Source organism: Proteus faecis, assembly GCF_030286765.1.
GTDB classification, from domain to species: Bacteria; Pseudomonadota; Gammaproteobacteria; order Enterobacterales; family Enterobacteriaceae; genus Proteus; species Proteus faecis.
Genome location: NZ_JASVWV010000001.1, coordinates 713,631 through 729,465, shown reverse-complemented (window position 1 = coordinate 729,465; position 15,835 = coordinate 713,631). Strand labels below are relative to the sequence as shown.

14 protein-coding genes and 1 riboswitch are annotated in these 15,835 nt (G+C 39.0%); of the genes, 8 read left to right on the top strand and 6 right to left on the bottom strand.

Features of this window, described 5'->3' with window-relative positions; genetic code table 11:
- The first annotated feature begins 404 nt into the window (after positions 1–404).
- A complete protein-coding gene (gene uvrB, locus QSH13_RS03455; protein WP_109398117.1) occupies positions 405–2,414 on the top strand; it encodes an excinuclease ABC subunit UvrB in 2,010 nt (669 codons plus the stop codon).
- A 187-nt stretch (positions 2,415–2,601) separates the two neighbouring features.
- Positions 2,602–3,552 (top strand): DUF1266 domain-containing protein, encoded by a 951-nt coding sequence (locus tag QSH13_RS03450; RefSeq protein ID WP_109398116.1) that lies wholly within the window; start codon positions 2,602–2,604, stop codon positions 3,550–3,552.
- Between the two features lie 101 nt (positions 3,553–3,653).
- On the opposite strand, the gene yvcK is transcribed toward QSH13_RS03450, so the two are convergent.
- Positions 3,654–4,592, bottom strand: coding sequence for a uridine diphosphate-N-acetylglucosamine-binding protein YvcK (gene yvcK / locus QSH13_RS03445; protein ID WP_286038824.1), 939 nt, complete (start codon positions 4,590–4,592; stop codon positions 3,654–3,656).
- A 279-nt stretch (positions 4,593–4,871) separates the two neighbouring features.
- Positions 4,872–5,019: riboswitch (molybdenum cofactor riboswitch) on the top strand.
- Here yvcK and moaA point away from each other — a divergent pair.
- The 5 genes from moaA (at position 5,009) to QSH13_RS03420 (ending at position 8,118) form a co-directional block, all read left to right on the top strand.
- Positions 5,009–5,989: a GTP 3',8-cyclase MoaA gene (moaA, locus tag QSH13_RS03440; RefSeq protein WP_109398114.1), complete on the top strand. Its 981-nt coding sequence runs from the start codon at positions 5,009–5,011 to the stop codon at positions 5,987–5,989. Its footprint overlaps the riboswitch before it by 11 nt.
- Before the next feature lie 39 nt (positions 5,990–6,028).
- The gene (moaC, locus tag QSH13_RS03435) at positions 6,029–6,508 is read left to right on the top strand and encodes a cyclic pyranopterin monophosphate synthase MoaC (protein WP_072062889.1); all 480 of its coding nucleotides are present in this window, start codon (positions 6,029–6,031) and stop codon (positions 6,506–6,508) included.
- Complete coding sequence (gene moaD, locus QSH13_RS03430; RefSeq protein WP_109398113.1) at positions 6,505–6,750, top strand: molybdopterin synthase sulfur carrier subunit; 246 nt, start codon at positions 6,505–6,507, stop codon at positions 6,748–6,750. Before moaC ends, moaD begins: the two co-directional genes overlap by 4 nt.
- Position 6,751: 1 nt before the next feature.
- Positions 6,752–7,213, top strand: coding sequence for a molybdopterin synthase catalytic subunit MoaE (gene moaE, locus QSH13_RS03425; RefSeq protein WP_109398112.1), 462 nt, complete (start codon positions 6,752–6,754; stop codon positions 7,211–7,213).
- Between the two features lie 194 nt (positions 7,214–7,407).
- On the top strand, positions 7,408–8,118 hold the full coding sequence (locus tag QSH13_RS03420; RefSeq protein ID WP_109398111.1) for a Bax inhibitor-1/YccA family protein: 711 nt from the start codon (positions 7,408–7,410) through the stop codon (positions 8,116–8,118).
- A gap of 182 nt (positions 8,119–8,300) precedes the next feature.
- Here QSH13_RS03420 and QSH13_RS03415 read toward each other — a convergent pair whose 3' ends face one another.
- The 5 genes from QSH13_RS03415 to QSH13_RS03395 are packed head-to-tail and all read right to left on the bottom strand — an operon-like array spanning position 8,301 to position 14,046.
- A complete protein-coding gene (locus tag QSH13_RS03415; RefSeq protein WP_109398110.1) occupies positions 8,301–9,410 on the bottom strand; it encodes an ABC transporter permease in 1,110 nt (369 codons plus the stop codon).
- 12 nt (positions 9,411–9,422) lie between these two features.
- Positions 9,423–10,574 (bottom strand): ABC transporter permease, encoded by a 1,152-nt coding sequence (locus QSH13_RS03410; protein WP_109398109.1) that lies wholly within the window; start codon positions 10,572–10,574, stop codon positions 9,423–9,425.
- Positions 10,567–12,336: an ATP-binding cassette domain-containing protein gene (locus QSH13_RS03405; RefSeq protein WP_196544482.1), complete on the bottom strand. Its 1,770-nt coding sequence runs from the start codon at positions 12,334–12,336 to the stop codon at positions 10,567–10,569. Before QSH13_RS03405 ends, QSH13_RS03410 begins: the two co-directional genes overlap by 8 nt.
- Before the next feature lie 13 nt (positions 12,337–12,349).
- On the bottom strand, positions 12,350–13,336 hold the full coding sequence (gene hlyD, locus QSH13_RS03400; RefSeq protein ID WP_235376175.1) for a secretion protein HlyD: 987 nt from the start codon (positions 13,334–13,336) through the stop codon (positions 12,350–12,352).
- Positions 13,337–13,347: 11 nt separating this feature from the next.
- The gene (locus QSH13_RS03395) at positions 13,348–14,046 is read right to left on the bottom strand and encodes a CerR family C-terminal domain-containing protein (RefSeq protein ID WP_109398106.1); all 699 of its coding nucleotides are present in this window, start codon (positions 14,044–14,046) and stop codon (positions 13,348–13,350) included.
- A 371-nt stretch (positions 14,047–14,417) separates the two neighbouring features.
- Here QSH13_RS03395 and rhlE point away from each other — a divergent pair, with 371 nt between their 5' ends.
- Positions 14,418–15,833: an ATP-dependent RNA helicase RhlE gene (gene rhlE / locus QSH13_RS03390; protein ID WP_109398105.1), complete on the top strand. Its 1,416-nt coding sequence runs from the start codon at positions 14,418–14,420 to the stop codon at positions 15,831–15,833.
- Positions 15,834–15,835: the final 2 nt, after the last annotated feature.

The window sequence follows — 15,835 nt, the reverse complement described above, 5'->3', positions numbered from 1 at the left end:
TAGTCAATTTTTAGGGATGTTTTAAGGTGGAAAAAAAGACGTAACCTACCGAGAGATAACAACTTTGTGCAGTTATCCACTATTCCTGTGGATAACCTTGTGTATTACCATTATAAAAATACGCTGAATAGAGAGAATACAAGGCATTGCTAAAGATTGGTGTTATTCTCAACTTTTATTTTTAATTCTTATATATCAATTAATTAAATAAAATCAATAGAGGGAGTGGTATTGGTGAGCCTCTTGGAATAATTCGCAAAAAAGGGGGTTGCCTTTTTGAAAAAAATCCAGTTCCAAAACTGGGGATAACTTATGCTAATTTATTCAGATAAATTTTGTGAGATAGAGATTGAAGCTGGATTTTTATCCAGTATCATAAGGAGTGTCAGCGAGGAGAAGAAAATATGAGCAAAGATTTCAAACTGCATTCTGAATTTAAACCGGGGGGGGATCAACCCGCCGCTATTGCCTCACTCTGTGAAGGGTTAGATGATGGTCTTGCTCATCAAACTCTTTTAGGGGTAACGGGCTCAGGTAAAACCTTTACGATTGCCAATGTAATTGCCAATCTAAATCGTCCAACTATGGTGTTGGCGCCGAATAAAACATTGGCAGCTCAGCTTTATAGTGAGATGAAAGAGTTTTTCCCTGAAAATGCAGTGGAATACTTTGTTTCTTATTATGATTATTATCAGCCTGAAGCGTATGTTCCAAGCTCTGATACCTTTATTGAAAAAGATGCCTCTGTTAACGAACATATTGAGCAAATGCGCCTATCTGCGACTAAAGCTTTGCTAGAACGTAAAGATGTTATTGTCGTATCATCAGTTTCTGCTATCTACGGTTTAGGTGATCCTGATAGCTATTTAAAAATGATGCTTCATCTGACTAACGGCATGATAATCGACCAACGTGCCATTTTACGTCGTCTTGCTGATTTACAATATACTCGCAACGATCAAGCCTTTCAGCGCGGGACATTTCGCGTACGTGGTGAGGTGATTGATATCTTTCCGGCTGAATCTGATGATTATGCATTACGTGTTGAGCTATTTGATGAAGAAGTCGAACGCCTTTCACTGTTTGATCCTTTAACGGGACAAATTCACTACAATGTGCCTCGTTTTACTGTTTATCCTAAAACGCACTATGTTACACCTCGTGAACGTATTCTTGAGGCGATGGAGAAAATCAAAGAAGAGCTTGCAGACAGACGCAAAGTGCTTTTAGCTAACGATAAACTGGTTGAAGAGCAACGTGTGACACAGCGTACTCAATTTGATCTCGAAATGATGAATGAGTTGGGGTATTGCTCTGGTATCGAAAACTATTCACGCTATTTATCTGGTAGAGGCCCCGGTGAGCCACCACCAACCCTGTTTGATTACCTCCCCGCTAATGGTTTATTAGTGATTGATGAATCACACGTTACTATTCCTCAAATTGGTGGAATGTATAAAGGTGACCGTTCGCGTAAAGAAACCTTAGTTGAATATGGTTTCCGTTTGCCTTCCGCGCTTGATAACCGTCCATTACGTTTTGAAGAGTTTGAGGCGTTAGCCCCACAAACGATTTATGTTTCAGCGACACCGGGTAAATATGAACTTGAAAAATCGGGTGATGAAATTGTTGAGCAAGTTGTAAGACCAACAGGTTTACTTGACCCGGTTGTTGAGGTGCGACCTGTTGCTACGCAAGTCGATGATTTACTGTCTGAAATTCGTATTCGTGCGGCAAAAAATGAACGTGTACTAGTGACAACACTGACAAAACGAATGGCTGAAGACTTAACCGAATATCTTGAAGAGCATGGTGAACGAGTTCGCTATTTACACTCTGACATTGATACTGTTGAACGTGTCGAAATTATTCGTGATTTGCGCTTAGGTGAGTTTGATGTATTGGTGGGGATCAACTTACTTCGAGAAGGTTTAGATATGCCAGAAGTCTCTTTAGTGGCGATTTTAGATGCTGATAAAGAGGGCTTCTTACGTTCAGAGCGTTCATTGATTCAGACAATTGGTCGTGCTGCACGTAACCTTGAAGGTAAAGCGATTTTATATGGTGATAAAATTACTGATTCAATGGCAAAAGCGATAAGTGAAACTGAGCGCCGTCGTGAGAAACAGCAACAGTTTAATCTTGAGCATGGCATTGTGCCTAAAGGATTAAATAAAAAAGTGGGTGATATTCTTAAGATTGGTCAACCTACGCAAGGGCGCAATAAGAAAGGGCATAAAGCAACAGATATTCATGAAAATTATCCGTTGTTATCAACGGCTGAATTGGAAAAAGAGATCCAACGTTTAGAAGCCGAAATGTATCAATATGCAAAAGATCTTGAATTTGAGAAAGCGGCGAGTACGCGTGATAAATTGCAAGCTTTACGTGCTCAATTTATTGCGAACTCTTAGTTAGCGAAATTAAGGTCACAAACCGATAAAGGGATATCCGTATTTTTTAAGGGATTATCCCTTTTTACCTTCTATCTTCCATTTTTTGCTTTTTTTGATATTCCCTTAATGGCGTGCAACTGTTTAAATATCACCACAAACAAAGCGTCAATTATTTACAAAGATAAAAAGACATTAAGGACAGTGAATGAGTGGTTATGTTTATGCAGGGTTTCCTAGCTCTGCTGGAGTAATTCTTGGTGTTATTCTTCTTATTATACTTTTTAAATGGCTACGCAAATTTGCTGTACAAGATAGTGAGTTGCAAAAATCATCAACAGCAGGGCAGGAGCCCATTTTATCTAAAGTAGAAAATACGGCAGATCAGTTGTTACCCAACGAATGGGGTCTATATGTTGCAGCGCCTTATGCCGTAATGAATGAGTGGGCATATAACGAATATGCTCAAGGCAAAGATGATGGTGGATTATCAGCAGGCTGGGGAATTAACGACCGTTGGGATTTAGTCTATCAACTCTTTTGGTTGCTTACTCAAGGTCACACGAATGATTTTTATCAGTTACGTGACCAAATTTTGAATGGCAAAGAAGACGATGTTCAGTCATTAAAAAATGATATCTTACTTTCTGAGTTAACTGAACATGATAAAAATGAGCGTTTATGGCAAATCGATATGATGAGCACAAATCGTATGAATATCCAAAATGTGAAATACCTTATTTGGGATCTCTGTCGTTTTAACAAGCTCTGTTTAGAAGGTTGCCAGCAAGGTTATATTACTCAACAAGAAGCCCAAACATGGTCATTAATGAGCGCATCAATGCTGCGTCGGATCTATGATGGTTGGGAAGATATGTGGAGAAACTTTATTGCTACTCGTTGGTTTTGGGCAAGTGGCGATCAAGATTGGGTCTCTTCACATCAAGCTTTTACGGATGTGATACAAAATATTCTGAATGCAGAAGATACGCTGGCAACAGAAGAGAATTGGATCATGGAGTTACCTCCGTTAGATTTAATGTCGTTTTCTCGCACTGTGGCAGGCCTTGGTTTGATGAAAAATGATGTACCAATGACACTTGACGAAATTGAAGAAGTGATTAGCCAGCGTATTACATTAAAGCAACTTAATAGCTAATAATTCGTTGAAGACCAATAGTGATATTGTGTTTTTACCAACAAAAAAACCGCATTTGCTGTTTGCCGATGCGGTTTTTTATGAAAGTAGATGGTTAAATACTATTTAACAGCTCGAGGTGATGCATTACGTTGCCCTAATTGCTGCAATGTTAACTCAATAGCTTTGCTTAATAGATGGCGATCGTGACGATAAGGAATATCTTTGGCTTCCAATTGAGCTTGTACAATTAATCGACCTTTCATCGATTCATATTGTGTTTCGGGGCTAATGATCACGGCATCTATCGTTTGTAAACCAATATAATTTTCCATCATAGCGATTTTATCAGATATCGTCATACTGGCAGCTGCAGGGCTTAGCTCTTTGCCTAAATTACCAATATAAATTGTGGTTGCACTGCTACGGCGCAATGCTTGTGCAAGCTCTGGCAGTAATAATAGAGGCATTAAACTGGTAAAAAAGCTACCAGGACCGATCAAGATCAAATCTGCTTGTTCAATCGCTTCAATGGCTTCGCGTGTAGTGGGTACTTTAGGATAGAGATCAAGTTTTTTGGGGATCTTCGGTAAAATATCAACATTGACCTCACCATAAATTTCATTTCCTTGGTCATCTATCGCCATAAGGTCAACAGCTTGTTCAGACATCGGAATAAGGTGAGCATTCACTCTTAATAACCCACGGATAAGGTTAATGGCTTCTAAAGGTCGAACACTTAAGTTATCGAGAGCTTTAAGCATTAAATTACCTAAGTTATGTCCTGCTAATTCACCTGTACCCGAAAAACGGTATTCAAACATCGCAGAAGCCACGGAAGGTTCAGTAATTAACTGATTAATGCAATTGCGCATATCTCCCCACGCAATCCCCCCTTCTTCTTGGCGAATACGGCCAGTAGAACCGCCATTGTCTGTTGTTGTAACAATACCAGTCAGACGAGAGCCTAAGTAGGAGAGTGCTGAAAGCACACGTCCAAGGCCATGACCACCACCCAGGGCAACAACACGATCTAAATCACTTAGCGTGCGATTTCGCATATTTGTTCTACTCATCTTTAAAAATTTGTCGCTAATTTATCACAATTAAATTTTAAGCCTATGATCACGACGTGATTTCATCACATTCCTAATTCAATTTTACTTTTGATAGCCTAATATTTAATCAATAAAGGTGTTTTTACTTATGTTATTAGAGTGATTAAAGTATTGTAAGTCGTTGTATTATAAATTATATAGCGAAAACATTGTTCGCTTTTTGAAAAATTAGCAGGTAGAATCCACAATAAATATATAGGTATTAGAAATCTGTGAAAAACAGATAAAGATTAACTCCTAGCCTTAACGTCTAAGTCATGTGCTTACAAGACAAGATATGATGTTCTGGCCGTGACGAAACAAGTCACCAGGGTGCAAGGTAGAAATGCCAGCATCTCCCGATTTGGAAAGGTGTTACTATGCAACAACTTGTTGATGCGTTTTCCCGCAAATTTTTCTATTTACGTCTTTCAATTACCGACGTTTGTAATTTCCGTTGTACTTATTGCTTGCCTAATGGTTATAAGCCTAATGGCCATAAATCATTTCTTTCGTTAGATGAAATCAGCAGATTGACACAATCTTTTGCCGCGTTAGGGACAGAAAAAATTCGCCTAACAGGCGGTGAGCCGACAATGCGTCGTGATTTTACTGATATTATTGCAACCATTAAAGACAATGCATCCATCAAAAAAATCGCAGTAACAACCAATGGCTATCGCTTATCCAGAGATGTTGCCCAATGGCGTGATGCAGGTTTAAGTGCCATTAATGTGAGTGTTGATAGCCTCGATCCTCGTCAATTCCATGCTATTACTGGGCAAGATAAATTTAGTCAAGTAATGGAAGGTATTGATGCTGCATTTACTGCGGGTTTTGAAAAAGTAAAAGTTAACGTTGTGCTAATGCGCAATGTGAATGATAAAAACCTCCCTGATTTTCTTAATTGGATCAAAGACCGACCGATTCAGTTGCGCTTTATTGAATTAATGGAAACAGGTGACGGTAGTGATATTTTCAACCGCTTTCATTTGTCTGGTGAAGTGATTCGCCAGCGCTTACTCAATGAAGGTTGGTTACAGATCCCTCGCGCTCGTAGTGACGGGCCCGCTCAAGTGTTTACCCATCCTGATTATCAAGGTGAAATTGGTCTTATCATGCCTTATGAAAAAGACTTTTGTTTAACTTGTAACCGTTTACGTGTTTCAGCTATTGGTAATCTTCATCTTTGCCTATTTGGTGAAAATGGAATTCCTTTACGTGACTTACTTGCTGATGATAGTCAACAACAAGCATTACAACAGCGTATTCAGGGTGGTCTTCTTCATAAACGAGAAACCCATTTTCTTCATCAAGGCGATAGCGGTATTACACCGAACTTATCAGTTATTGGTGGATAGTTTTTCGCTCTGTTATTTCGTTAATTTCAGGAGTTGTGCATGTCTCAACTAACCCATATTAATGCCGCCGGTGAAGCTCACATGGTGGATGTTAGCGCTAAAGCTGAAACAGTACGAGAAGCACGTGCTGAAGCCTTTGTTGAAATGTCAGCAGAAACATTAAGTATGATCACTGAAGGTAAACATCATAAAGGTGATGTTTTTGCCACGGCAAGAATTGCTGGTATTCAAGCAGCAAAAAGAACATGGGAGTTGATCCCATTATGTCATCCGCTGTTATTAACTAAAGTCGAAGTGCGTTTAGAAGCACTAACGGAGTCTAACCGTGTACGCATTGAATCTGTTTGCCGTTTAACGGGTAAAACAGGGGTTGAGATGGAAGCATTAACTGCGGCATCAGTCGCAGCGTTAACGATTTATGATATGTGTAAAGCCGTTCAAAAAGATATGGTGATAGGGCCTGTACGTTTATTAGAAAAAACAGGTGGTAAATCAGGTCACTTTAAGGTGGAAGCATGATTAAAGTTCTCTTTTTTGCTCAAGTGCGTGAATTAGTGGGTGTTGATTCTCTCGAATTAGATTGTGAATACCACACAGTAGACGATTTACGTAAAGTATTAATTAACAAAGGTGAACGCTGGTCACTTGCGTTAGAAGATGGCAAGTTACTCTCAGCGGTAAATCAATCTTTTGTTCAAGGCTCTCATGTTATTAAAGATGGTGATGAAATCGCCTTTTTCCCACCTGTTACAGGAGGATAAGATGAGTGCATCAACTCGTATTTCAGTACAAACTGAAAATTTTAGCGTGGGTGATGAATACCAATGGCTTTCAGAGTGCGACAGCGATGGTGCTGTTGTGACCTTTACGGGTAAAGTTCGTAATCATAATCTTGGTGATGAAGTGAGTACGCTCACGCTTGAACACTATCCGGGAATGACAGAAAAAGCACTGACAGATATAGTGAATGAAGCTCGTTCTCGCTGGCCTTTGCAACGTGTCAGTGTTATTCATCGGGTAGGGACTTTGCATATTGGTGAAGAGATAGTGTTTGTGGGCGTTACCAGTTCTCATCGTAATAGTGCTTTTGAGTCTGCTGAATTTATTATGGATTTTTTAAAAACAAGAGCGCCTTTTTGGAAAAAAGAAGGGCTTTCTGAAAATAATGATAGATGGGTAGAAGCACGCCAAAGTGATTATGACTCGGCTGAGCGTTGGGAATAAATCACTACACTGAATTAATCACTACATTACTTTACTTAAATTTATTTTATGGTGACATTTCATACAGTTTATTTCATGGAAATGTAAAATTAGTGTGATAAAATTAAATTCTAATGAGCCTATAATGGGCTCTTTGCTGAAATAAGCGTTATTATTAAATCTAACGTTATTACTATGATTAAAGGGTAATCATCATGGATCGATTTTCACGTTCAAATGATTCAATCGTACAGCGCACAGGTTCTGGCCTACAAACCTTTATGGCTCAGGTTTATGGTTGGATGACGGTAGGGCTGTTATTAACTGCGTTTGTTGCATTATACGTTGCATCAAGCGAAGCACTATTATCAATGATTTTCTCCAGCAAGATCGTCTTTTTTGGTTTAATCATTGCTCAATTAGGGCTAGTTTTCGTGTTATCAGGTATGGTTCATAAAATGAGTGGTGCAATGGCAACCTCATTATTTATGCTCTATTCCGTGTTAACAGGTGTGACTATCTCAAGCGTATTACTGCTTTATACTGCATCTTCAATTGCTAGCACCTTCTTTATTTGTGCGGCAATGTTCGGTGCATTAAGCATTTACGGTTATACCACTAAACGTAGCTTAACGGGTATGGGTAGCTTCCTGTTTATGGGGCTTATCGGTATCATTATTGCTTCTATTGTGAATATCTTTATGCAAAGCTCAATGATGAGCATGGTTATTTCTTACGCTGGTGTGTTAATTTTTGCAGGTTTAACTGCTTACGACACACAAAAATTAAAAGATATGGGTAATGAGATTAACCAAGAAGATAAAGAAAATATGCGCCGTTACTCAATCATGGGTGCATTAACGCTTTATTTAGATTTTATCAATCTGTTCTTAATGTTACTGCGTATTTTAGGCGATCGTCGTTAATTTTAACGATAGCTACGGATAAATGTAGTTAAAAAGTTTAAAAACAGTTTAAAAAATAAATCCCATAACTTTGTCAGTTATGGGATTTTTTTATGCTGATATCAAGCTGATTTGTATCTTGTTCGCCTATTATTTTTTTCTTTAGCATCAGTCTATTAGAGTTAGTGATCAATATACGGATTTTAAGCTATCTTCCGTTGGAAAAGGTAATAGGCAATGCTACCCGTTCCTACTGCAATCACTAATAAAGGCCACAGACTGTGCCATATAACAGTAATATCGGCATTTTTAAGGTAAATCTGTTTTGTGATATCGGTGAAATGACGAATTGGGTTTATCCATGTGGCATGTTGTAGCCAAATCGGCATATTTTCTACGGGGGAAATATAGCCAGATAATAAAACCGCAGGCATCATAAACACAAATACACCAATAAAAGCCTGTTGTTGTGTCGAACTTAAGGCTGATATTAACAAACCAAACCCTACCAGTGATAAGCCATAAATTAACATGGTAAAGTAAAATAGAGCTAGCGAACCTGAAAACGGAATTTGATAACCAAATATCCCAATAATTAATACGATAGTGCCTTGAACGGCAGCGACAACCATTGCGGGAACCGCTTTGCCGATAAATATTTGCCATGTTGATAGAGGAGAAACTAATAGTTGATCTAATGTGCCTTGTTCACGCTCTCTAGCAACAGAAAGTGAGGTGACTATCATAACGCCTATGGTAATAATCAATGCCACCAAAGAAGGTACAATAAACCATTTGTAGTTTAAATTAGGGTTATACCAATTGCGAACAACAAGCTCTGTTTTATTCAGCAAAGAAGGTGTATTACCTGCTAATTCAGTTTGATAGTTTTGTACGATTTGCTGTACATAATTAGCAGCGATTTGCGCACTATTAGAATTTCGACCGTCTAGGATTATTTGCAATTTAGTAGCAGTATGGCTTTCTAAATCAGCACTAAAATTCTGTGGAAAACGAACTAATAAAAGCGCTTTGCGATTATCAATCGTTTCTTTTATTTCATGTTCATTTTTAAGCAAAAGAGTTTGAGAAAATGCACTTGCTTTGGCGATACGTTGGGTTAACTCAATAGATTGTTTACCATTATCTTCATCAAAAATTGCAATAGAGGCATTAGTAACATCTAACGTCGCGGCAAAAGGGAATAAGATCATCTGAAAGATAACTGGCACTATTAAAATAATACGCGTTTGAGGCTCTTGTAATAATGACTGTAGCTCTTTCATTATCAAGGTGAGAAGGCGATAAAACATAAAGTTCTCCCTTTAATCTAATCGACGACGTGTTGCTAACGCCGTTAATCCAATAAAAAATATCGCCGATACAATTAATAGCCACATATCTAGCATCAATATCAACGGAATATCGCCAGCTAAAAATAGCGTTTGTAAACTACTCACAAAATAACGCGCAGGAATAAAATAGGTCACCACTTGAATAAAGATGGGCATACTATCAATTTCAAAAACAAAGCCTGATAACATAATTGCGGGCAAAAATGCAGCGTTTAATGAAATCATTGCGGCATTAAATTGATTGCGCGTTAGCGTGGAAATAAGCAACCCCATACCTAAAGCGGTAGCTAAAAAGAGCGAGGTGATCCCGCCTAAAATCCACAACGATCCTCGATAAGGTACGCCAAGCACAAACACGGTGACTATCATACACAAGATCATGACAAAACTACCTAACACTTGGTAAGGAATAAGTTTTGAAAGTAAGAGTTCTGTGCGCGTAATTTGAGTGGAAAGTAAGGCTTCCATAGTGCCTCTTTCCCATTCGCGAGCAATCACTAACGAGGTAAGGATAGCTCCAACTACGGTAATAATAATAGTCACTGCACCCGGAATAATATAGTGCTGGCTGATTGCAGCAGGATTAAACCAATAGCGAGGTTCTATTTCAATTAATGGTGTAGTATCAATACCTTTACTAATGGCTTGTTGTTGTAACCAAATTTGCCAAACTCCTTTAGTATAAGCCTGAACGAAGTTTGCGGTATTGGGCTCACTGCCATCAGTGATCACTTGAATAGGGGCTGTAGTATCTTGACGGGCAAGCAATTCAGCAAAATTAACAGGAATAACGACAATGCCACGAATTTGTCCCGCTTGCATTTTATCGATTAATAATTGTCGATTATCACTAATAGTTGCATTGATATACGGTGAGTTTGTGAAGGTGTAAACAAGCTCTTGTGCTGGTTGGCTTTGTTGATTAGTTAAAATACCAATGTTTAATTTGCTTGAATCTAAATTAATGCCATATCCAAAAATAAACAGCAAAGTAAGTGGGATAACAATAGCAATTAGGGCACTACTGGGATCACGAGTAATTTGCTTTGTTTCTTTTAAACACAGTGCGTATAAACGTCGCCAAGAAAAGCGAGCATGAGATGATTGAGCTGAATTATGCATGTTTTTCGCTCCCTTTATCATTTTCACTTTCAAGTTTCTTATCATAATCCAGCACTAAACCAATAAAGGCATCTTCCATTGAAGGGGTTGGATTATCATCACTGGCAACCATTTTTTTAAGAGAATCAGGCTCGCCGGCCGCAATGATTTTTCCTCTATAAACCAAGCCAATACGATCACAATACTCGGCTTCATCCATAAAGTGAGTGGTAACCATCACAGTCACCCCTTTATCAACCATACCATTAATATGTAGCCAAAATTCTCTTCGCGTTAATGGATCAACGCCTGATGTAGGTTCATCTAAAAAGAGAATATCGGGCTCGTGCATTAATGAGCACGCAAGGGCAAGGCGTTGCTTATAACCTAGAGGTAAGGTTTCAGTGATTTGGTTTACCATCGGTTGTAAACCAAAAGCTGTTAACATATCGTTGATTTTGTCGCGTTGCTGTTTGCCATGTAAGCCATAAACACCAGAGAAGAATTTCAAGTTTTGTCCCACTTTAAGGTTGCCATAAAGTGAGAATTTTTGTGCCATATAACCTAAATGTTGGCGTGCTTTACCCGAGCTTTCTTTCAAGTCCATCCCTAGCACAAGGGCTTTACCGCTGGTAGGGACTAATAAACCACACATCATTTTAAAAGTTGTCGATTTACCTGCACCGTTAGGGCCCAATAAACCGAAAATTTCACCACGTTTAACTTGGAAGTCGACATGATCGGTTGCTGCGAATTGACCAAACATTTTGGTTAACTGTTGTGCTTCAATCACAGTCTCGTTAGGTGAGGGGGGGATCTGAGGCATAATTTCAGCTAATTCAGATTTATGAGAAGGCCCACCTCCTAATAAATCGATAAAAGCATCTTCAAAGCGAGGTGTAGCAGGAATAAGCTTCGCATCAGGTTTACCCAAAGCACTCAGTAATTCAGTTTGATTACTCTGTTTTTTCAAGATCAAACGAACGGATTGCCCTTGAATAACGCCATCAGTTACTTGAGGTTGAATAATCGCCTGTTGCAATACTTTTCTACGCTGATGACCTTCAATATTAAGTAAAAAAGAGCGACCTGCCATTTTGGCTGTTAAATCTTGAGGGATGCCACTATAAAGTCGCTCTCCTTTATTAAGTAAGAGAATGTTTTTACATTGCTCTGCTTCATCAAGATAAGAGGTGCTCCATAGTATCAACATGCCATCGCTAGCCAAAGCATGTACCATTTGCCAAAGTTCACGGCGTGCAATGGGATCGACCCCGACACCAGGCTCGTCAAGTAGTAAAACTTTAGGGCTACCTAATAAAGTACAGGCAAGGCCAAGTTTTTGTTTCATCCCTCCGGAAAGATTACCTGCAAGGCGAGATGTAAAGCGAGTAAGATCAGTAAAAGTGAGTAGTTGGTGATAAACTTTTTCGCGCTCCTCACCAATGACATTTTTTAAATCAGCATAAAGATTAAGGTTTTCTAATACCGTTAAATCTTCATAGAGCCCAAATTTTTGTGGCATATAGCCAAGAATTGCTCTGACATCGACACTCTGTTTTTGCGGATCCATACCCAAAATTCGAATATCACCCGCATCAGGTTTTAATAAACCCGCAAGCATCCGAATTAAGGTTGTTTTACCTGCACCATCAGGGCCAACTAACCCCGTCACAGAGCCACCTGTGATGGTGGCGGTTAATGACGAAACAGCAGGGTTTTCCATCCCTATAAAGCGTTTCTCAACACCTTTAAGTTCGATAGTGTAATCAGTGTGTTCCATTTTTTCCCCACACTTAATGAGAGGAGGCAAATTTTAAGGTGACTGGCATACCTTGGCGCAATTCGTCATCAGCATCTGTCACAACCACTCTGAGGCGATAAACTAAATCAGTTCTTAATTCAGGTGTTTCGACACTTTTTGGCGTAAATTCGGCTGTAGGGGAAACAAATCCAATCGTGCCATGGTATGGCTTATCTTTACGTCCATCGGTGTAGAGATAAACTTCTCGATTAGGAATAGCTTCGTTTAAATGTGTTTCACTGATATAAGCTCTGACCCAAACAGGGTTAGTTAATGACACCGTAAATACAGGGCTTCCGGCAGATAACATTGTGCCTGGTTCCACAGCTCGAGTTAACACAGTACCTTGTGATGGAGAGATTAATTGTGTGTCTTGGAGGTTTAATTCAGCTTGTGCAACGGCGGCTTTAGCTTGCATAACCTGCCCTTTTGCCGCCTCAATATCTTCTTTTCGATAACCATTTTGATACTGATTTAATTTATCTTGTGCTGCTTTTAAGGCTGCGGCTGCTTGATTGCGATTATTTCTTGCGCTATCTAAATCATTGGCTGAAATGACTTTTCGCTTGGCAAGATCTTGCTGGCGTTTATAAAAGTTATCGGCATATTGCCAAGCGGCTTGCTTTAATGACACATCAGATTGAGCTTGCGCGATTTCTTCAGTACGATACCCCGCTTCCATTAAAGCTAACGAAGCAATGGCACTATCACGCTCACCATAAGCTTTATTGAGTGCATTGCGATAGGGGGCATCATCAAGCTTACCTAATAGTTGTCCTTTTTGGACGGGTGCACCTTCGTCAACGAGTAATGAGTCTAATCTTCCAGCAACACGAAAACTGAGATTGACTGTACGTATATCGACATTGCCATAGAGTACTAATTCAGACTCTTTGTTTTCTTCATAATAATAGATACCTGCAATAATACCGATAATAATCATTAAGATAATAAACAAACTGACTTTTTTAGTTTTCATAATAACTCTATTTATGCGTGATGTGGGTTAGTGTAAATCTCTCTTAATCCGTTGAGTAATAAAGTAATATGAGTTTTTAAGGTGTTCGAGATAATTTGATATTCATTTTTACCTATTCTATCCCATCCTGTTTGTCTAAGAATGGTTTCTCTTACTAAACGAAATGATAGCACTTCTCCTAAAATAGCGTGAGTGTGTAGCATTGTCGTTGGAAGTGAAGGATCTAAACCAATATAGAGAGCTAATAGTTTGTTTACACGCGTTAAAAGAGGCGATAACGCTTGTTGATGGATTAGCGAGTATGCTTCTGTGGGAACAAGCTGTTCTCTTGCCATAATACGACTAAGATGAATATTTTCTTTATCAAGCACAAGACGAGCATATTGTAGAAAACTATCAGTGATAAGCGTTTGCAGTAATGGCAAATGTTCTGCTGGGTTAGGCCGCTCAAGAAATTCGTCAAGAATGACTACTGTCGGTTCAAAATCAAGGCGAATAAGATCAGCAATATGTTGTGCAACGGCGAGATATAACCCTTCTTTAGAACCAAAATAATAAGCGATAGCGGCAATATTTTGTTGAGCAGCTTGTGCAATTTGGCGTGTTGTGGCTGCATCGGGGCCATTTTTACCAAAGATCTCACATGCCGCTTCCAATAATTGTCGTTTTGCTAGTTCACCACGTGTCGTCTTCTGATGGGTTTCTGACATAATAGAAGATACCTTACTTAAGTAAAATGTAACAAAACCAATGATATTAAAAACAGCGATAACAAGGAGTATTATATTAGATGATATTGAACAATAGGGAAAATTTGTAATAAATAATCGAATAAAGGTGATTTGTAATAAAAAACACTATCTATTATTGAAAATTATTTTTGTATTCTGAATATAGCAAAAACTGTTAAAATAGGGGTTATTAGGTTAACCTAGCAAGGTTCATTCTCTTTCATCACTGTCTATATCTAGAAATGATAGTACTTATAGAGTAACAATACCTATAGATTGACAGTATGAAAGCCCGTCATTTTTAATTTCAATCACCGTGTTATACGTTCTGGTTGTAGGAGACTACTGTTTTGACCGATTTTACATCGCTTGGCTTAAGTGAGGCGCTTCTCCGCGCTATTGATGAGCAAGGGTATAAAACCCCAACCCCTATTCAACAACAGGCGATTGAGCCGATTTTGGCAGGTAAAGACGTATTAGCCAGTGCACAAACAGGCACAGGTAAAACAGCAGCTTTTACATTACCAATATTGGAAAAGTTATCTCAATCAGCTACGAAAACAAAAGGTCGCCAACCAGTTAAAGCGCTGATTTTGACACCAACACGCGAGCTTGCCGCTCAAATTGCTGAAAATGTAAAAGCGTATAGCCGTTATATTCCTATTCGTTCATTAGTTGTTTTTGGTGGTGTGAGCATTAATCCACAAATGATGAAGTTACGTGGTGGTGTTGATGTATTGATTGCAACACCAGGACGTTTACTCGATCTTGAACATCAAAATGCGGTTGATCTTTCTCGCGTTGAAGTTTTGGTGCTTGATGAAGCTGATCGTATGTTAGATATGGGCTTTATTCACGATATTCGCCGAGTGATTAGTAAATTACCGAAAAAACGTCAAAACTTACTATTTTCCGCGACGTTTTCTAAAGAGATCACCGGTCTTGCCAATTCGCTCTTAAATGATCCGGTGAGTATTTCTGTTGCACCAAAAAACTCAGCTGCTGAATCTGTCGATCAACATGTACATTTAGTTGATAAAAAGCGTAAAACTGAACTGTTATCACATTTAATTGGTTTAGAAAATTGGTCACAAGTACTGATTTTCACCCGCACTAAACATGGTGCAAATAAACTTGCTGAACATTTAAATGCAGATGGTATTAAATCAGCGGCTATTCACGGTAATAAAAGCCAAGGTGCGAGAACCCGAGCTTTAGCTGACTTTAAAGACGGTAAATTAAGAGCGTTAGTTGCAACAGATATTGCCGCTCGTGGTCTTGATATCGACCAACTACCTTATGTCGTCAATTTTGAATTACCGCAAGTTGCAGAAGATTATGTGCACCGTATTGGTAGAACAGGTCGTGCAGCTGCAACGGGTAAGGCTATTTCGCTAGTTTGTGTTGATGAACATGGTTTATTAGCTGATATTGAACGTTTATTAAAACGTGAAATCCCTCGTTTAGCATTAGAAGGTTACGATCCTGATCCTTCAATTAAAGCTGCGCCTTTGCATAAAAAGCCAAAGAATAAAACACCACGTAGAAGTGGTGGTCGTGCAGATATTCGCGGTAAGGACAATCGCAACAATAACCGTACAGAGGGTGACAACGAAGGTAAAGAGTCCGGGCGTAATAAAAACAGAGAAAACTACCGTAATAAAGATGGCTCTCGTAGCGGAAAATTAGGGCCTCGCCGTTCACGTAAAAGTGATGAAGGTAGTAATAATCAAAGCCCTTGGTCAAAAGCTAGAAAAGAGTTTTGAGG